This window comes from Qipengyuania sp. NPDC077563, from assembly GCF_044901345.1.
GTDB classification, from domain to species: Bacteria; Pseudomonadota; Alphaproteobacteria; order Sphingomonadales; family Sphingomonadaceae; genus Qipengyuania; species Qipengyuania aestuarii.
The window spans coordinates 301,173-319,300 of the sequence record NZ_JBJDPC010000003.1 but is presented as its reverse complement, the minus strand read 5'-3'; the positions used below and the strand labels follow the sequence as shown (position 1 = coordinate 319,300).

Here is an 18,128-nt window from a genome sequence, read left to right as displayed (position 1 = left end):
CTCGCCGCGAACAGGCACGCTTGCGGTCGGCCACCGTCGCAACTAGCTAACACACCATGGCAGACCCCTACACCACCCTCGGCGTCACGCGTTCCGCGAACGAGAAGGACATCAAGAGCGCTTATCGCAAGCTGGCGAAGGAGCTTCATCCCGATCGCAACAAGGACAATCCCAAGGCATCCGAACGCTTTTCGGACGTGACCAAGGCGTATGACCTCCTGTCCGACAAGGACAAGCGCGCGCAGTTCGACCGCGGCGAGATCGACATGGAAGGCAATCCGACCAATCCCTTTGGCGGAATGGGCAGCGGTGGCGGCGGATTTCGCGGTGCCGGTGGCGGCCAGCGCGGGTTCCGGGCAGAGGATTTCCAGGGCTTCGGCACCGACCAGGGCGATCTCGGCGATATTTTCGAAGGGCTCTTCGGTGGCGGCGGCGCGCGCGGACGTGCGGGCGGCATGGGAGGCGATCCGTTCGGCGGCCGGCGGCAGCGCCCCCCGCAGAAAGGCGCGGACATCGCCTACACGCTGCGCGTGTCCTTCATCGATGCGGCGACGCTCAAGGACCAGCGGATTACGCTGGCCGACGGCAAGACAATCGATCTCAAGCTGCCCAAGGGCGTGGAGGACGGCACGCAGATGCGCCTCAAGGGCAAGGGCCAGCAGGGCCCCGGCGGCGCGGGCGACGGGCTGGTGACGATTAAGGTCGACAAGCACCGCGTCTACCAGCGGGACGGGTCCGACGTGCGCTTCGACCTGCCCATCACGCTCGACGAGGCGGTCAATGGCGGCAAGGTCCGGGTTCCCACCGTGGATGGTCCGGTGATGATGACGATCAGGCCCGGCACGAGCGGCGGTGCGGTGCTGCGCCTCAAGGGCAAGGGCTTCACCAAGAAGGATGGCAGCCGCGGCGATCAGCTGGTGACGCTCGAAATTCAGCTACCCGAGGATCTTGGAGAACTTGCCAAGCGGCTCGATGGGTGGAAGGACGAAAGCGACCCGCGCAGCAAACTCCAGGTGTAACCTGCCCCCAGCCGACCTACCCTCGACGAAGGAACGTGAGCGCCAGTCGCTTTCCCCCGAAGCCCGGCGGAAGGAGGCGTACCACCTCCGCGATCGAATCGAGGATCGCGTCGGTCCGGGCACCCGCGCGTGGGACGTCGCCAAGCGGACGCTGGTTGGCACCTATAACGACGGTTTCATCCATGCGGGCAATCTCGCCTATCTCGCCATGCTGGCGATTTTTCCCTTCTTTATCCTCGGCGCCGCTGTCTTCTCGGCCATCGGCGAGGAAAGCGAACGGGCCGCCACGATCAATGCGATTCTCTTCGCCCTCCCCCCGGTTGTCGGCAATGTGATCGAACCCGTTGCGCGCGATGTCATTCAGGCGCGCAGCGGATGGCTGCTGTGGGCCGGTGCGCTGGTGGCGCTCTGGACGGTGGGCAGCCTGGTCGAGACGATCAGGGATATCCTGCGCCGCGCCTATGGCACGGAGGCCACGCATGCGTTCTGGAAATACCGCCTGCTGTCAGCAGGCGTCATCCTCGGCTCGGTATTCCTGTTGATGATGAGCCTGATGGCGCAGTTCCTGATCGGAGCGGCACAGGAAGTAATCCAGGCCTATTTTCCCCAGCTCGTCGATCGGATCCTCGATCTGCAATTGTCACGCATAGTCCCGGCGCTGGGCCTCTTCGGTTCGCTTTACCTGCTGTTCTATACGCTGACGCCATCGAAATACCGGCGGAACCGTTACCCCAAATGGCCCGGAGTGCTCCTCACCTCCATTTGGTGGATTGCAGTGACGACGCTGCTGCCCGCCGTATTGAAACAATTCTTTGCTTACGATCTGACCTATGGCGGCCTTGCAGGCGTAATGGTGGTCCTGTTCTTTTTCTGGCTTGTCGGACTTGGTGTGGTTATCGGCGCTGAATTGAATGCTGCGCTTGCTGAAACGCCGGAAGAAGAAATGAACCTGATCGGGCAGTCGGACAACCGCCGGCGGGCGCAGCTCAAACAGGAAATGATCGAAGAGCAGGAAGGAAAAGAGGAATGAGCGGTTTGATGGAGGGCAAACGTGGCCTCATCATGGGCCTCGCCAACGACAAGTCGCTGGCCTGGGGCATAGCCAAGCAATTGCGCGACCAGGGCGCCGAGATGGCGTTCTCCTATCAAGGCGAAGCGCTGAAGAAGCGCGTCGGTCCGCTTGCCGAACAGCTGGGCAGCGACTTCATCTTCGAATGCGACGTGTCTGACATGGACGCGCTCGACAGCGCCTTTGCCACGCTGAAGGAACGCTGGGACACCATCGACTTCGTCGTCCACGCCATCGGTTTTTCGGACAAGAGCGAGCTGCGCGGCAAATATGTCGATACCAGTCTCGACAACTTCCTGATGACGATGAACATTTCCGCCTACAGCCTGGTCGCGGTGGCCAAGCGCGCGCGCGAAATGATGCCGAATGGCGGCAGCATTCTGACGCTGACCTATTACGGCGCGGAAAAGGTCATCCCGCATTACAATGTGATGGGTGTCGCCAAGGCGGCGCTGGAAACTTCGGTCCAGTATCTCGCCAACGATCTCGGCCCCGAGGGCATTCGCGTCAACGCCATCAGCGCGGGACCGATCAAGACGCTGGCCGCCAGCGGGATCGGCGATTTCCGCTACATCCTGAAGTGGAACGAATACAATTCGCCGCTGCGCCGCAATGTCACGATCGAGGATGTGGGCGGCTCCGGCCTCTACTTCCTGTCGGACCTCTCATCGGGCGTGACGGGTGAAACGCATCACGTGGATGCCGGTTACCATGTGGTCGGCATGAAGCAGGAAGACGCCCCCGACATCGCGCTCGACAAGGGCTGACCGGCCATGCGCGTCCTCGTCACCGGCGCGGCCGGCTTTATCGGCGCCGCGGTAGCGGAGCGGCTGTGCGCCCGTGGTGACGAGGTTCTCGGGATCGACAGTCTCAACGACTATTACCAGGTCTCGCTGAAGGACGACCGGGTCGCCCGCGTCGAAGCCGCAGCCGGAGCCAGATTCGCTTTCAAGAAAGTCGACTTTTCGCGCTGGGAAGAGCTTTCCGCAGCGCTCGATGGCGAGGAATTCGACCGCATCGTGCATCTCGGCGCGCAAGCCGGTGTGCGCTACAGCATCGAAAATCCCCGCGCCTATGTCGAGGCGAATCTGATGGGCCACCTCAACCTGCTCGAAGTGGCACGCCATCGCGGGACGGCGCATATGGTCTATGCCAGTTCCTCTTCGGTCTATGGCGGAAATGACAAACTGCCCTTCGCCGTAGAGGACCGGGCCGAGCATCCGGTCTCGCTCTATGCCGCGACGAAGAAGTCCGACGAGCTGATGAGCGAAACCTACGCCCATCTTTACCGCGTGCCGCTGACCGGGCTCCGGTTCTTCACCGTATACGGGCCGTGGGGCCGGCCGGACATGGCGCTGTGGCTGTTCACGGACGCCATCCTGTCCGGGCGCCCGATCAAGGTCTTCAACCACGGTGATATGTGGCGCGACTTCACTTTCATCGACGATATCGTGAGCGGCGTGGTCGCTTGCCTGGACAGCCCGCCCGCCGACGACGGGGCGCAGAAGGCTGGCGGCAGCATGAAGCCGCATGCGCTGTACAATATCGGCAATCACCGCAGCGAGGAGCTGACGCGGGTGATCGAGCTGATCGAACAGGCCTGCGGGACCAAGGCCGAAGTGGAACTGCTGCCGATGCAGGCGGGCGATGTCGAGAAAACCTATGCCGACATCGACGCGATCCAGCGCGATATCGGGTACCAGCCGACCACGGCGATCGAGCAGGGCATTCCGCGCTTCGTGGAGTGGTACCGCGAGTATCACGGGGTTTGACTTCGATCCCCTCGAGTCGTTATGTTCTTTTTATGTTCTGACGGAAGAGGAGATCCCTATGCTTACGGGTGGATGCCAATGCGGTGAGATCCGCTACGAAGTAACAGGTGAAGCTGGCCATCATTCGCTCTGTCATTGCGCCGACTGCCGCGCTTCTTCCGGAGCTCCGGCTACCGCGTGGCTGGGCGTCCCCTCCGACACATTCCGCGTGACGAAGGGGAAGGCGACAGCCTTCAACTCTTCCGGTGCTTCGTGGAGGCATTTTTGCGGGACCTGCGGCACCGGCCTCTATTTTATCAATGAGGAAATGCTTCCCGGCATCGTCGACATCCAGTCTGCGACGCTGGACGATGCCCATCTCCATTCTCCAACGGTGCATATCCAGACTGCGGAGCGGCTCGGTTATATGCGTGAGCTCGCCAGCCTGCCCGAGTTCGAACGTTTCCCCGGGCCGTGAAAAAAGTTTTTCAGCTGGCATGCGCCAGCAGATCGCAGATCCGCTGGGCCGAGTTTCCGTCACCGAAAGGATTGTGGGCACGCGCCATGGCAGCATAGGCGGCCGGATCGTCGAGCAGACGCTCGGTCTCGCGCACAATGGTTTCGGCATCGGTGCCGACGAGGCGCGCCGTCCCTGCAGCCACGCCTTCGGGCCGTTCGGTCGTTTCACGCATGACAAGCACCGGCTTGCCGAGCGCCGGCGCTTCCTCCTGCACCCCGCCGCTATCGGTCAGCATCATATGGCTGATATCCAGCAACCGGGCGAAATGCGGATAGTCCAGCGGTTCGATCAGAGCGACATTGTCGAGGCCTTCGAGTTCCGCGTTCATGACCGCGCGCACATTGGGGTTGAGATGAACAGGAAAAATGAAGGCCAAATCGCCGCGTGAGGCCAGACGCCTGATCGCCTTTGCAATACCGTGCATCCCCTCACCGAAATTTTCGCGGCGGTGGCTGGTCACCCCAATTATCCGCTTGGCGGCAAACCGCTGCTCAAGATCCGAAAGCCCCGCCGCCAGTTCGGGTCGAGCATCGATCTGCTGCGTCACCCATTTAAGTGCATCGATCACGGTGTTGCCGGTGACATGAACGCTTGCCGGATCGATATTTTCGCGCAGCAGGGCATCGGCACTGGTCTGGGTAGGCGCGCAGTGCAGTTTGGCGAAAGTCCCGACCGTGCGGCGGTTCACCTCCTCCGGCCATGGCTGGTAAATGTCGCCGCTGCGCAGCCCTGCCTCGACATGGCAGACAGCGATCTTGCGGTAGTAGGCGGCAAGAGCGCCCGCGAGGACAGTCGTCGTGTCGCCTTGCACCACCACCCAATCCGGCTTTTCCCGGTCAAGAACGCGGCCGATCCCGGTCAGCGCCCTGGCGGTCAGTTCGTCGAGCGACTGCCCATCCGTCATGAGATCCAAATCGTGGTGGGGATCGATCCCGGCGATATCCAACACCTGGTCGAGCATGCCGCGATGTTGCGCCGACACGCATACGCGGCTCTCGAACCGGTCATCCCGATCCAACAGGTGGATCAGCGGAAAAAGTTTGATCGCTTCGGGACGTGTCCCGAAGATCGTAAGTATGCGGCGCCCGTCCATGGGGAAGCTTTGACAAACAAAGCTTCACTAGAAAAGGAAATTCAGCCTTCGGGGTCGCCCGCAACAACTTTTGCTTCGGGTTGTGGCAGATCTTCCTCGTCGGGAGTGGGCGCATCGCGCTGCTCTTCGAGGCGCTGCATGTATTCGCGCTCGATCATCTCGACATCTTCTTGCGTGCGCTCGGCATCTTCATCGATAGTACTCAGACGATCCGCCCGCGCGGCGGCAATGACTTCGCCGAAGCGGACAGCGCTGGAATTTTCCTTGTCCGCATAAGCCTTGCGGATCATTTCCTGGGTACAGCCGGTCATGCCCCCTGCCCCGACGGGCGAACAGGAGAGCGTTCCGAAAGAGCCCACCATTTCCAGCTGCTCCACACGCTCTGCCCAGCTCTGGGCCTGCGGACCATCGGTGAAGCGCATGCTTTCCGGAATCCGGAAACGTTCGCTTTCCGCTTGGCGGGCACACACCACGATCGTTCCATCCTCGCTGGTGGGGCAGGCATCATCGCCATAGACGATGACCATATTGTAGCTTTCATCGCCGGTATCGACAGGCGTCTGCGCCTGTGCGGGGCCAGCGATGGCGGCAGCGCCGAAGGCGGCAAGGGCGAGCAGGGAACGGGTCATCGGATCCTCAATATTGCGTGAGCGGCATTAGGCAGCGCGCCGCGTGAACTGTCCATGAAGCGGGCGCTGTGAATGAAGCGAGTCAGGGGGCAGAAGCGTTCCCGCTATATCCGTTCGGAAATCTTGATCGCAGCCTTGCAGCCGAGCCGGATCAGGCCGGAAAGGACCGGATATCCCGGCGCGCGCTCCGCTCCGGCAGCCAGAGCGGCATCGCGGTGCTCACGCTCATCCTCGCGGAACTCTTCGATCATGCGGGCGAGTTCGGGATCTTCGTTCGTCGCCTCGAGCTGGTCGAGTTGCTGCGAATAATGAAGGTCGATCTCGGTTTCGACGGCTGCGGTGCAGGCCATTGCCGCCTCGGGGCCGATCAAGGCCGTGGCCGCACCAAGGGCGAAGCCTGCCTTGTCCCAGAAAGGCTGAAGCGCGGTGGGGCGGACGCGACGCCGCGCCATCAGCGCATCGAATTTTGCGCGATGCCCGGCTTCCTGCTCGGCCATGCCAGCGATTTCCGCGGAATCCGGCGCGCGGTCACCCATGACGGCAAGCTGGCCGGCATAGATACGGGTCGCACCGAATTCCCCGGCCTGATCGACACGGATCATGCGCGCGATATGCGGCGGAGTAGCCCTGGTTATCGGCTGATCGGTCATGCGCGGTGATCCTTTCGGAGCTGGTTGAAGATGAAGAGGCTGGCCGCGGCAGAAATCAGGAAATTGAAACCCGCCAGGCTGATCCCGAAGAGCGTCCACGCCGGTTCGTCACAGCGCACGAGGGGGGAATTCATGATCGCATCCAGCGCGCTTTGACCGTCATCGGTCTGGGGTATCGCGGCACATGACGTGATGCCTTCCCACCAACCATATTCCACCCCGGCATGAAACAGGCCGATCAGGCCCGAAGTCAGAATACCGCCAGCCGCCAGTGCAACCCACAGGCGTTTGGGGGGGGTGAAAAACGAGAGCAGCGCCAAGGCAACCGCGGCAAAATGGGGCCAGCGCTGCCACCAGCACATTTCGCACGGATAAAGCCCGAACACATATTGCGATACATAGGCGCCCGCGAGAAGAAGCGCAGGCACGGCCAGCGCAGTCCGTTGAGCAAGGCGCAGATACGGGCTTTCGGTCATTTTCACCAGCGAGTGGCTAGCCTTACTTCCGGCGACTGGCAACGGAGTTGGGACTGGTCCTGCGCAGCGTCTCGACTGCATAATGCAGCTGGAAATCTTCGATTCCCTTTTGCTCGAGTTCTTCTGCGGTGAGCTGGAACCGCGGATCGGTTCGGGTATCGTTTTCCAGATCCTCGTCCTTGATACCCAATTCGTTGATCAGATGTCCGCGAAGATCGCTTTCCCGCATGGTGAATTTGCTGCGCTTGGCGAGATCCGGATCGGACAGCTGCGGGACGCGGATATCGGGCTTGATGCCGCCTTCCTGCACGGAATGGCCTGAGGGGGTGTAGTACCGTGCCGTCGTGAGCTTGAGCGCGGCATCGTTGCCCAGCGGCAGCAGCGACTGAACACTGCCCTTGCCGAAGCTCCGCTCGCCCATGACGACGGCGCGGCGGTGATCCTGGAGCGCCCCGGCGACGATTTCGCTGGCGGAGGCGGATCCGGCGTCGATCAGGACAACGATGGGAAGGCCTTCGGCAATATCTCCCCGGAAGACCGTTTCGGCATCATAGCTGATCGATTCCCCGCGTGCCCGGCCGCGCTGCGAGACGATCTGGCCGTCGGTCAGGAAGAGATCGGACAACGCCACGGCTTCATCGAGCGAACCGCCGGGATTGGACCGTAGATCGAGGACGAGGCCATTGAGCCGCCCGGTCGCTTGGCTTTGCAGATCCTTCCATGCGGCAAAGACGTCAGCACCGACATCGCGGGAGAATTCATTGACCATGATGTGGCCGATGTTCCCATCCTGCAATTCCCAGGTAACCGGCTCGAGTTCGATGACGCCGCGCGTGACGTCGACATCGAATGGTTCGTCCCGGCCCGGGCGATAGACGGTAAGGCGGATCGATGTGCCCGCCTTGCCGCGCATTCTCGCTACCGCTTCATCGAGTTCCAGCCCGTAAATGAGTTCGCCGTCGATATGGGTGATGTAATCGCCGGCCTTGATTCCCGCCTTGTCAGCCGGACTGCCGCGGAAGGGCGAGATGATCTTTACCGCACCGTCTTCACCGACAACCGACAGGCCAAGGCCCGAATAATTGCCGTCGATCATCGTCTCGAGCCGCTGAAGATCGGAACCGTCGAGATAGGCCGAATGCGGATCGAGTGCGGCGAGCATGCCGCTGATCGCGCCATTGATCAGCACATCATCCTCGACCGGCTCTACGTAGCTCGCCTTCACCCGTTGATAAACCGCGAAAAGTTTGGAAAATTCCGGGCCAGCACTGCCTTCCACGCGTGCCAGGCCAGCCGTGGTCGCAGGCACAAGTGCAACAGCGGTCACAAGGGCAGCCGAGCGGGCAAAAGCGGCGAATTTCATGTAATCTGGTCTCCGGGCATTGGCGCAAGTGTATCGCGCATGGTGCGTGAATGGAAGATGAGCCGAAAAGTGCCGGGCGCGCGACAGTTTTTCTGACCGCGACGGGAAAACCGGTGATCAGCGCGCGTATCGCTGCGGATCGACCGGCCTTCCTTTCCGGCGCAGTTCAAATGTGATTTCGGGGCGCGACGATGGTGCGAGGCCGAGAGGATATCCCGCCGATACTTCCTGGCCGGTCGCGACGCCAAGGCTGCCCAGCCCTGTCAGCACGCTGGTCCAGCCTTGGGTGTGATCCATGATGACGATATGGCCGTATCCGTCATAGTCTCCGGCAAACGCCACCCGGCCATCGGCTGGGGCGACGACCTGGCCCTGGGGCCGCGATGCGATGGAGATGCCGACCCGCCTAGCCCCGCTTTCCGTGGTCTCGCCAAAGCGGGATATGACAGGCCCGACCACAGGCATGAGGTATGAGGAAGGACTGCTTGCAGCACTCCTCGGCGGGTTTTCTGCGGCAGCCTTTGAATTCGCCCCATCTCGATCGGTCGTCAGTTCAAGGCGCTGCACTAACGCATCCAGACTGCGCGATTCCTGCGCCAGTTCAAAGGCCCGTCGGCGTTCGCGAGCGATTCCGCCTGCCGCCTGTTCTGCAACCACCCGGCCCTGTTCTGCTGCGGCGAGCAGATTCCGTCGCCGCACCGCCAACGCGCCTTGCGCCTTTCGGCGCTCCGCCAATATTTCGGCGCGGTCGGCGGCAAGCGAAGTCGTCCGATCGATATTCGCCCGCAAGCTGGCCGTCTGGCGCCGCACGTCGGGAAGCGTGCTTCCCAGAATGGCCCGTGTATGCACGACGTCCTGCAAACTTCCCGGCTGCAGTGCCGCAAGCACGAGGGGGCGCCGGCTGAAAGTCTCCAGAGCCGCAGTCAATTCGGCTGCGGGTTCGATTCGCGTGGCAAGATCGCGGGCCAGACGTTGCCTTTGCTGTTCGATCATGCCGAGTTCTGCTTCAGCTGCCGTTACCGCCGCTTCTGCCTGCTGGACGCGCGCCGCCAGCGCGGCAGCTTTTTTCCGGGCGGTCGCCGACGCCTCTTCGGCACGCGCCATCTCGGCCTCCAGTCGCTCTGCCCGAAGACGGGCGCTGCGTTGCTGAGTGCGTGCGCTGTCGAGCGCCCTTCGCGCCTCGACGGTTTGGCTTCGTCGCTCGACCGATTGTGCAGGTACTGGGGTAAACTCTTGAATCAGAAAAACAAACGCGGTGAGCGATCCGAGTATGACGAGCGGCCGGTTCATGACGTCACATCCCTCCCATCATCCGCTGCGGTGGTAAGGATGGCCAGCGATAATGGTCGTTGCGCGGTAAAGCTGCTCGGCCAGCATGGCCCTTGCCAGCAGGTGGGGCCAAGTGGCCTTGCCGAATGCCAGAAGCAAATCCGCCTCGTCGCGCTCGGCCTCGGAATGGCCATCTGCAGCACCGAGGATGAAGCGGCATTCGCGCATTCCCCCATCCCTCCAGCCTTCCAGAATTGCGGCGAGACTTTCGGAAGGGAGATCTTTGCCTCGCTCGTCCAGCAAAACCGTTTTCAACGGGGTTTGGGGATCGGGAATACGCCCGCCCGTTTCTGGTAGCTCGGTGAATTTGACCGGCCAAGTGAGGCGCTTCTCGTAGCGCGCAACGAGATCCGCCTCGGGTGACCGGGCGATTTTTCCTCGTGCAATGATGTGAAGAAGCACGACTTAGCCCCTGATTCTCCGCAGCTCTCGCCCTTTTGAGTGCGCCCGCGGCACGGCTGCGCCAAACGGTGCAGCCGGTCGATTAATCGGCAATGGCTGCTTACGCGGTTCCTGCGACTGGCGGAGCATCCCCAAACGCCCACATGCGTTCGAGATTGTAGAAGCTGCGCACTTCCGGGCGGAACAGGTGTACGACGATATCGCCTGCGTCCAGCAAGACCCAGTCTGCAGCCGGAAGCCCTTCCAGCTTCACCGGCCCATATCCGTTCTGCTTCAGTTTTTCCGCGAGCTTCTGAGCAATGGAGGCCACCTGCCGAGTCGAACGACCCGAAGCGATCACCATGTAATCTGCGATCGAACTTTTGCCTCCGAGATCGATGGTCACCACATCCTGGGCCTGATCGTCATCGAGCTGCTTCAGGACGAAGTCGAGCATTTCCTGCTTGTCGGCATCAGTCATGCGAACGATTTTCGCACTTGTCGTTCCGGATGCAGCCGGATCTGTATGCGCCTGAGTCATAGGCGTTTATATCACTCCTGAATTGATAGGCCCCCGAGATAGGGAGCATCGGGGAAAGAGCAACGCGCATCATTGCGTGGCCGCTTCCCCTTCGGACGCGATCAGGCGGTGAGTCACCTGGTCTCGCGGAGACTTGCCGGCGTGGCGTGATGCCCAGTCGGGGTTGGCACGGCGTATTGCCGTGGCCGAACGCGGATCGGGATCGAAACGCAATGTCACCAGTGCCGGTGCGCTCCATTCGCCCCCGTGTCGAAAGCTGGCGAGCGGCACGCGAAAGTGCCGGAGCCAGGCCATCGCGGGGCTTGCGACAGCGGCAGCATCATAGCCCGGCCGCGCGACGACTGCAATCGGCATGGTTTCCGCGATACCCCTCCAGTCACGCCAGCGGTGAAATTGCGCGAGATTGTCGGAGCCCATCAGCCAGACAAATTCTCTTTTCGGGTAACGACGCGTGAGCGCACGGAGGGTATCGACGGTGAAACGCGTTTGAAACTGGCGCTCGATCGCAGTGACCCGGATCGGCGCCCGCTTCGCCTGCTCGACTGCGGAACGAAAGCGTGCGGAAAGCGGTGCCATTCCTTTCTTGGGCTTGAGCGGATTGCCCGGCGACACAAGCCACCAGATTTCGTCCAGCCCAAGCGCTTCAAGGGCGAAAAGCGAGATGCGTCGGTGCCCACCGTGGGCAGGATTAAAGCTGCCGCCAAGCAAGCCGATTTTGGCGTAGACCACCGTACTTACGAATCGCGTTTTTCGGATTGCAGCATCTGGCTGAGCTAGCACCTGCTCCGGCGGCTGTCAGGGCAATTACGTCAATCACGGGTCCTTCCACGACCCACAAACGGATGGGTGCCTGCTCACTTGGCCCATCGGACAACGGCTCACCCCGCCGAACGCTCAACTCATGGATTCCATGGGAACCGGATTCGATTTCGTAAGGATTTGCGCGTAGCGAGTTTCCAGGGACTAATGACCAAGGGACGGGTCGTCTTGGATAACAAGCAATTACACCGCGGCTGGAAAAGCCGCATCGACGCGTGGTTTCCGGATCGCGAATTTTTTATGCGGTCGCAGGGGCAGGTGCGTTTCATCACCATATCTTCCGGCGTGCAAAAGGCCGCTGCGGCGACCGCCGCCTTGATCGTGCTGGTCTGGGCAGCATCGATGGCTGTGGCCGGATGGGCCCAGTACAGCGCGAGCGCCGACCGGGACAGCCTCCTTAGCCGCGAAGCGCGTGTTGCAACTTCGGAAGAGCGTCTTGCCGCTTACGGCGACAATCTGGAAGCCGTTAGCAGTGATCTCGATCGCCGCATGGAATTCATCGAAGGCGTCGCGGAACTTCTGCCCGCCGACATGAAGATCGAGAACGTGAGCGATTCCTCAGGCGAGGCGGCAGCTACGGTCGAAAAGGTCAGCGCAGCATTTCCGCAGGCCACCGGGCTCGCCCGCATCGAAGCCCGCCAACTGGCGGTTGTCGAAGGCCTCACCCGCTATGCAGACTGGCGCGCGAAACGTGCAGCCGCTGCCCTCAAGAAACTCGAACTCAATCCCGACGCTGTGATCCGCCGTTCCGAACAGCAAGCGATGGGTGGTCCGCTCGAAGGGCTCGCCACCGATGCGGACGGCAAGATCGATCCGCGTTTCGAACGTCTGGGCCTTTCCATGGCACGGATGTCCGCGCTTGAGCAGGCGCTTGAAGGCGTTCCGCAGTTTGCTCCTGCCCGCAGGGACCTCATTTCCTCAGGCTTCGGCTATCGCCGCGACCCGTTCAACCGCCGGGCGGCCATGCACAAGGGCCTGGACTTCCGCGGCGCCGTGGGCACGCCGATCTATTCGGCAGCCAAGGGCCGTGTGAGCTTTGTCGGCTGGAAAGGTGGCTACGGCAAGACGATCGAGATCACCCACGGCAATGGTCTGATGACCCGCTATGCCCATATGTCGAAATTCAGCGCCAAGGTTGGCGATCAGGTCGAGGCTGGCAACACGATTGGCGCCATTGGCAGCACCGGGCGTTCGACCGGCCCGCACCTTCACTTCGAGGTCCGCATCAATGGCCGGGCCGTGAATCCCCGAACCTTCCTGGAGACAGCTCCTAATGTTCTCGAAGAAATCCGCCGAGCCCCAGAGCTCGACGACAATTCCCACTAATCCAGGACGCAGCGCTGCGATGGCTTCCAAGAATAATTCAACCTTTTCCGTCCTTGGTTCGGATCTCTCCATCAAGGGCGACATCAAGGCCTCTGCCGATCTGCATATCGACGGGGACGTGGATGGCGATATCAGCTGCACCAGCCTCGTTCAGGGAGAAAGCAGCACGGTGACCGGCGCAGTCGAAGCAGAAACCGCACGCCTCGCGGGTACGGTGGAAGGTTCGATCACCGCGCGTGAGCTCGTCATTCTGAAAACCGCAAAGATTACCGGCGACGTCTTTTACGACGCGCTTACGATCGAGCAGGGCGCGCAAGTCGAGGGCCGGTTTGCCCATCGCGATCCCAAGCGGAATACGAAGCAGTCTGCGCCCGAGGCCGAAGCCAAGCCTGAGCTTCAGCTGGCAAACTGAAGGAAGTTTTATAGTTTAAGAAAAGGCCGCTCCTGCACACGCAGGGCGGCCTTTTGTTTTTCCTGGATGTGATACAGGGGCGGACGCAACAGCGTCGTCCGGTTCAGCCGAGCACTTCTGCCCTTAGCGCCTTGCGGTCGAGCTTTCCGATCATGGTCTTCGGCAAATCTTTACGCAGCACGACCTGCTCCACACGTTCATGCTTGCCAATTCGGGAATTGAGCCAGTCACGCAATTGGTCGGCGGTCTCGGTCGCACCGGGATGCAGGACGACATAGGCATATGGGCTTTCGCCTCGATAATCGTCCGGCTGGCCGATAACGAGGACTTCCTTGACCGCTACATGTTCGAGCAGGACATCCTCGACCTGGCTCGGGAAGACCTTGAAGCCTCCGACGGCGATCATGTCCTTGATCCGATCGACGATCTCCAGAAAGCCTTCATCGTCCATCACGGCGACATCGCCGGTGCGCAGCCACTTCTTGCCTTCTCTCATGACGAAAGTATCGTTTCCGGTATCCGGCTTGTTCCAATACCCGCGCATGATCTGCGGGCCATGGACCGCCAGTTCGCCAGGTTCTCCCGGAGCTGCGAGTTTTTCCGGATGTTCCTTGTCGAGAAAGATGACTTCGGTCCCCATGATGAGCTGTCCGATAGTGCCTTTTTTCCGAACCCCTTCATAGGGATTGGCAGACACCACACCGGAACTTTCAGTGAGACCGTACCCTTCGACCACGCGTACTCCGGTCACTTCTTCAAATTTGGTATGGACTGGTGCGGGCATGGGCGCCCCGCCCGATATGCATACTCTCAGTGAGGAGATATCGGTCTTTTTAAGTTTGGGATGGTCGAGAAGTGCCTGAAACATGGTGGGCACACCGGGAAAACCAGTGGCTTTGTATTTCTCGATCGTCGCCAGCACCTGCCCGGCCTCAAACCGGGGCACCATGGCAATGGACGCGCCGGTCACCATGGCATGGTTGAGCAGGGCGGTGTTCGCAAAAACATGGAAGAACGGCAGCGCCCCCATGAATACTTCAGCGGTAGGATTTCCGAACGGATTGAGACCTGCCACCTGCTGGGCATTAATCGCCAGCTGCGAATGGCCGAGCATAGCGCCTTTGGGGCGGCCTGTGGTTCCTCCGGTGTATTGAAGCAGCGCTATATCGTTCGCGGCGTCGATTTCAGGGAAATGCACGCCTTGGCTGCTTCCCAATACATCTTTCCAACCCAGAATTTTACGCGAATAACCGACCTTCGCGATCTTGCTGCGACTCAGGGTGCTTAGCGCGAGCCCCTTGTACCACGGCAGCATGTCCGCCAGCGAACCGACGACGAGAGTCTCCAGCTGAGATTCCTCGAGCACGCTCGACGCGGTCGCGTATAGCTCCGGTACGTCGAGAGTAACCAGCAGGCGCGTTCCGGAATCGGCGACCTGCCAGGCGAGTTCTTCTACCGTGTAAAGCGGCGAGAAATTCACCACGACGGCACCCGCCATCATGGCGCCATAATAGGCAGAAGCGTAGATGGGCACATTTGGCAGGAAGAGACCGACCCGATCGCCGGGCCCTATCCCCTTCGCAATCAGCCCTGCGGCAAAGCTTCGGGCTTCTTCATAAATATCGCGATAAGAGAAAGTACGGCCGAGAAAATGCAGGAATGGCGCGTCCGGCGCTTTTGCAACGGTCTGCGCCAGGAAATCGGGCAAACTTTTCTCTTCGAATTTCTCGTCCCAAGGCGTGGGATGGTTATAAGTGTAGTTACTAACATCCATGTCAATAGCATGGCTGATCCATTCGCAAACGCAAGCAAAAAGGGCGTGAAAAGCAGCCGCCTTTCACGCCCTTTGCAATTGGGTGCGTTCGATCAGACTTCGGGCGCGCCCTCGCCCGCTTTCTCTGCCGCGCGCTTGGCTGTGAGCCATGCTTCCGCTTCGGCTTCCTGAGCCGCCTCGGCCGCCGCCTTTTCGTTGGCGTCGCGCTCGGCGCGCAATTCCTCGATCAGCTTTTCGCGATCGCTGGTGCCGCTGGCAGCGACAGGTGCCTGTTCTTCGTCCGAAACGGGCAGATTCTTCGCTGCCTTCGCGACGACCGCATCCAGTTCACGCTGCGAACAAAGGCCGAGCGTTACGGGATCCTTGGGTTGGATGTTCTGGATGTTCCAGTGACTGCGCTCACGGATCGCACCGATGGTGTTGCGCGTCGTGCCGATCAGCTTCGAAATCTGCGCATCCGAAACTTCGGGGTGATTACGGATAAGCCACGCGATGCCGTCCGGCTTGTCCTGACGCTTGGATACAGGCGTGTAGCGCGGGCCCTTGGTGCGGCTGACGGCGACAGGCGCGCGCTGCATCTTGAGGCGATAGTCGCTGTCCTTCTCGCCCTTGGCGATCTCGTCCTGCGTCAGTTCCCCTGAATGCAGCGGGTCGCGACCGGTATATTTGCTGCCGGCAAGGTCATCCGCCATGGCCTGCACTTCGAGGATGTGGAGGCCGCAGAATTCGGCGATCTGCTCGAAGGTGAGCCCGGTATTGTCGACCAGCCAGGTGGCAGTCGCATGGGGCATCAGCGGGGTGGGTTGGTCGGCCATGAAAGTGCCTTTTCTCGTAATCGTAAAATAGAAGGGCCGCCCCTCTCGGAGCGGCCGTTGCCCTTACCATGTAGGTGAAATGGGCGGATTCGGCAAGCAAGTAGAACATACTGCCTTCTGGGGCGAACGATTCTGTCAGCCTGTCGCGGGCTCCGCGTCGAAAGCGGCCAGCCCGGCAAGGAACTGGTTGGTAGCCGCCGCCCAGCTGAATTTCGCTCCGTATTCGGCGCAAGCGTTGCGGTCACAATAGAGCGCTGCATCTATCGCACGGTCGAGATCTTCCGACAGGGCGCCGACTGCATCGATAACGATATCCTGAGGCCCTGCGACGGGAAATGCAGCGACCGGTGTGCCGCATGCCAGGGATTCGATCATGACCAGTCCGAAGGTATCGGTTCTGCTGGGGAAAACGAATACGTCCGCTCCAGCATAGCATCCAGCCAGCTCCCGCCCACTCTTGCGCCCGAGGAACACCGTTTCAGGATAGCGTGCGCGCAGGCTTTCCAGAGCGGGACCGTCACCGACGACCACTTTGCTGCCGGGATGGCCGGCGTCGAGAAAGGCTTCGATATTCTTTTCGACGGCGACGCGTCCCACATAAAGCTGGATTGGCCGAGGAAGGTCGGCGTATTCCGGCGGTACGGGCGCAGCGGGATCGAAACAGGCCATATCCACACCGCGTGTCCAGTGATGCAGGCGGGTCAGCCCGTGAGTTCTCAGTTCCTCCCGAATGCTCTCCGTGGCAACGAGAATACGGCGCGATGCGCCATGGAACCATTCGATGTAGCGCCAGAACCAGCTCGCCGGGAGCCTCGTGCGTTTCGCAACGTAATCTGGAAACTGCGTGTGATAGGCAGTCGTGAAGGGAACTCCCGCCCGCTGACAATAGCGCCTTGCGGCTAGACCCAAAGGCCCCTCGGTCGCGATATGAATTGCGTCGGGTCCGAATTCGCGCAGCTTGGCGGAGATTGCACCCGGTCGCCCGAAGGCCAGACGGATTTCGGGGTAGGTCGGGCACGGGAGGGACATGAACTGGTCCGGCGACAGCACGAGGACTTCATGCCCATGCTCTCTAAGCAATTCGCAAGTGGTCGTCAGCGTACGGACCACCCCGTTCATCTGTGGTGCCCAGGCGTCAGTGACGAGCGCAATGCGCTTCAAACTTCGGGGGGCGGAAGAGATGAAGGTGCCGGCGTCGGCCGGGATCACGCGGCTGCCCGCTCTCTTCCAGCATCCCGGACTTGCCGTGCGGCGACCTCGTCCGGCCAGTGCAGCAGCTCCATCGTGCCATCGAAATGCTCGACCAATGCGTTGCATCCTTCCACCCAATCCCCGTCATTGTAGTAGGAAACGGTTTTGCCCTCGTGGGAGAACTCGCGAATTTCAGCGGTATGGATGTGCCCGCACACCACCCCGTCGACACCACGCTCCCCTGCGGCGCGCGCCACCACCTCCTCGTATTTGGAGATGAATTCGACGGCGTTCTTCACCTTGTGCTTGGCGGCCTTGCTGATCGACCAATAAGGCAGGCCGAGCAGCTTGCGGACGCTGGCCACCCAGCCGTTGAGCTTCATCATCATGTGATAAAGAGCATCACCGACGAAGGCGAGCCAACGGTGCGCGAGCATAATGGTGTCGAATTCGTCGCCGTGAAGCACCAGCAGGCGCCTGCCGTCGACCGTATCGTGAAAGGCCGCGCGCGCTATCTCGACCCCGCCGAAATTCATGCCCGAGAACGGACGGATCATTTCGTCATGATTGCCGGGAATATAGACGATGCGGGTCCCGCGGCGCGCCCGCTTCAGAATGCGCCACACAATATCATTGTGTTCCGCCGGCCAATAAACCTTCTTCTTGAGCCGCCAGCCATCGATAATATCGCCTACGAGATACATCGTGTCGCTATCGGTATGGTCGAGAAAATCGATCAGCAGTTCCGCATTGCAGCCCTTCGTCCCGAGGTGCACGTCACTGATCCATATGGCGCGATATTTACGCCGCTCGCCGATGAGGCGTTCGGGTACCGACGGCTGGACGAGCGGGAAGCCCGCGACGTTGGGAAAGTCGGAAAGGTCTTTCGGCAGTTCGGTCATGGGTAATCCCCCGAAGCTCTCGGGAAATCCATGGCATGCTAATGTTACAGCAGAATCTCGGTTGCGTT

Annotated in this window: 20 protein-coding genes; 7 read left to right on the top strand and 13 right to left on the bottom strand. The window is 60.9% G+C overall.

Annotation, left to right across the window (positions count from 1 at the left end; translation table 11 throughout):
• Positions 1–56: 56 nt before the first annotated feature.
• The 5 genes from ACI2I1_RS12670 to ACI2I1_RS12650 are packed head-to-tail and all read left to right on the top strand — an operon-like array spanning position 57 to position 4,317.
• Complete coding sequence (locus ACI2I1_RS12670; protein ID WP_404679395.1) at positions 57–1,019, top strand: DnaJ C-terminal domain-containing protein; 963 nt, start codon at positions 57–59, stop codon at positions 1,017–1,019.
• On the top strand, positions 973–2,049 hold the full coding sequence (locus ACI2I1_RS12665) for a YihY/virulence factor BrkB family protein (protein ID WP_221543742.1): 1,077 nt from the start codon (positions 973–975) through the stop codon (positions 2,047–2,049). Before ACI2I1_RS12670 ends, ACI2I1_RS12665 begins: the two co-directional genes overlap by 47 nt.
• Complete coding sequence (fabI, locus tag ACI2I1_RS12660) at positions 2,046–2,855, top strand: enoyl-ACP reductase FabI (protein WP_221543743.1); 810 nt, start codon at positions 2,046–2,048, stop codon at positions 2,853–2,855. The genes ACI2I1_RS12665 and fabI overlap by 4 nt, the downstream gene beginning before the upstream one ends.
• A 6-nt stretch (positions 2,856–2,861) precedes the next feature.
• Entirely contained in the window at positions 2,862–3,860 is a 999-nt protein-coding gene (locus ACI2I1_RS12655) for an NAD-dependent epimerase/dehydratase family protein (protein WP_404679394.1), read from the top strand.
• A gap of 58 nt (positions 3,861–3,918) precedes the next feature.
• Entirely contained in the window at positions 3,919–4,317 is a 399-nt protein-coding gene (locus ACI2I1_RS12650) for a GFA family protein (RefSeq protein WP_404679393.1), read from the top strand.
• Positions 4,318–4,327: 10 nt separating this feature from the next.
• On the opposite strand, the gene wecB is transcribed toward ACI2I1_RS12650, so the two are convergent.
• The 9 genes from wecB to ACI2I1_RS12605 all read right to left on the bottom strand — a co-directional run bounded on the left by wecB (position 4,328) and on the right by ACI2I1_RS12605 (position 11,550).
• A complete protein-coding gene (gene wecB / locus ACI2I1_RS12645) occupies positions 4,328–5,452 on the bottom strand; it encodes a non-hydrolyzing UDP-N-acetylglucosamine 2-epimerase (RefSeq protein ID WP_404679392.1) in 1,125 nt (374 codons plus the stop codon).
• A 41-nt stretch (positions 5,453–5,493) separates the two neighbouring features.
• A complete protein-coding gene (locus ACI2I1_RS12640) occupies positions 5,494–6,081 on the bottom strand; it encodes a hypothetical protein (RefSeq protein WP_404679391.1) in 588 nt (195 codons plus the stop codon).
• Positions 6,082–6,185: 104 nt separating this feature from the next.
• Positions 6,186–6,731, bottom strand: coding sequence for a demethoxyubiquinone hydroxylase family protein (locus ACI2I1_RS12635; protein WP_224812838.1), 546 nt, complete (start codon positions 6,729–6,731; stop codon positions 6,186–6,188).
• Positions 6,728–7,207, bottom strand: coding sequence for a disulfide bond formation protein B (locus ACI2I1_RS12630; protein WP_404679659.1), 480 nt, complete (start codon positions 7,205–7,207; stop codon positions 6,728–6,730). Before ACI2I1_RS12630 ends, ACI2I1_RS12635 begins: the two co-directional genes overlap by 4 nt.
• Positions 7,208–7,229: 22 nt before the next feature.
• Positions 7,230–8,570, bottom strand: a complete 1,341-nt coding sequence (locus ACI2I1_RS12625) for a S41 family peptidase (RefSeq protein WP_404679390.1) — start codon at positions 8,568–8,570, stop codon at positions 7,230–7,232.
• 117 nt (positions 8,571–8,687) lie between these two features.
• Complete coding sequence (locus ACI2I1_RS12620) at positions 8,688–9,860, bottom strand: murein hydrolase activator EnvC family protein (protein ID WP_404679389.1); 1,173 nt, start codon at positions 9,858–9,860, stop codon at positions 8,688–8,690.
• An 18-nt stretch (positions 9,861–9,878) separates the two neighbouring features.
• Positions 9,879–10,301, bottom strand: a complete 423-nt coding sequence (locus ACI2I1_RS12615; RefSeq protein ID WP_404679388.1) for a 23S rRNA (pseudouridine(1915)-N(3))-methyltransferase RlmH — start codon at positions 10,299–10,301, stop codon at positions 9,879–9,881.
• A gap of 100 nt (positions 10,302–10,401) precedes the next feature.
• Positions 10,402–10,761, bottom strand: coding sequence for a ribosome silencing factor (rsfS, locus tag ACI2I1_RS12610; protein ID WP_224812833.1), 360 nt, complete (start codon positions 10,759–10,761; stop codon positions 10,402–10,404).
• 129 nt (positions 10,762–10,890) lie between these two features.
• Complete coding sequence (locus tag ACI2I1_RS12605; protein WP_404679387.1) at positions 10,891–11,550, bottom strand: nicotinate-nucleotide adenylyltransferase; 660 nt, start codon at positions 11,548–11,550, stop codon at positions 10,891–10,893.
• Positions 11,551–11,787: 237 nt separating this feature from the next.
• Here ACI2I1_RS12605 and ACI2I1_RS12600 point away from each other — a divergent pair, with 237 nt between their 5' ends.
• Both ACI2I1_RS12600 and ACI2I1_RS12595 read left to right on the top strand, forming a co-directional pair.
• Positions 11,788–12,966 carry a M23 family metallopeptidase gene (locus ACI2I1_RS12600; RefSeq protein WP_221543753.1) on the top strand — a complete coding sequence of 393 codons (1,179 nt, stop codon included), beginning with the start codon at positions 11,788–11,790 and terminating at the stop codon, positions 12,964–12,966.
• Positions 12,967–12,985: 19 nt separating this feature from the next.
• Complete coding sequence (locus ACI2I1_RS12595) at positions 12,986–13,378, top strand: polymer-forming cytoskeletal protein (RefSeq protein ID WP_404679386.1); 393 nt, start codon at positions 12,986–12,988, stop codon at positions 13,376–13,378.
• Positions 13,379–13,481: 103 nt separating this feature from the next.
• Here the strand turns inward: ACI2I1_RS12595 and ACI2I1_RS12590 are convergent, their stop codons facing one another.
• The 4 genes from ACI2I1_RS12590 to ACI2I1_RS12575 form a co-directional block, all read right to left on the bottom strand.
• The gene (locus tag ACI2I1_RS12590; RefSeq protein ID WP_404679385.1) at positions 13,482–15,152 is read right to left on the bottom strand and encodes a long-chain fatty acid--CoA ligase; all 1,671 of its coding nucleotides are present in this window, start codon (positions 15,150–15,152) and stop codon (positions 13,482–13,484) included.
• A gap of 92 nt (positions 15,153–15,244) precedes the next feature.
• Complete coding sequence (locus ACI2I1_RS12585; protein WP_221543756.1) at positions 15,245–15,967, bottom strand: DUF1013 domain-containing protein; 723 nt, start codon at positions 15,965–15,967, stop codon at positions 15,245–15,247.
• Between the two features lie 135 nt (positions 15,968–16,102).
• Complete coding sequence (locus tag ACI2I1_RS12580; protein WP_404679384.1) at positions 16,103–17,086, bottom strand: glycosyltransferase family 4 protein; 984 nt, start codon at positions 17,084–17,086, stop codon at positions 16,103–16,105.
• Positions 17,087–17,172: 86 nt separating this feature from the next.
• Positions 17,173–18,060, bottom strand: a complete 888-nt coding sequence (locus ACI2I1_RS12575) for a UDP-2,3-diacylglucosamine diphosphatase (RefSeq protein ID WP_404679383.1) — start codon at positions 18,058–18,060, stop codon at positions 17,173–17,175.
• Between the last annotated feature and the right edge of the window lie 68 nt (positions 18,061–18,128).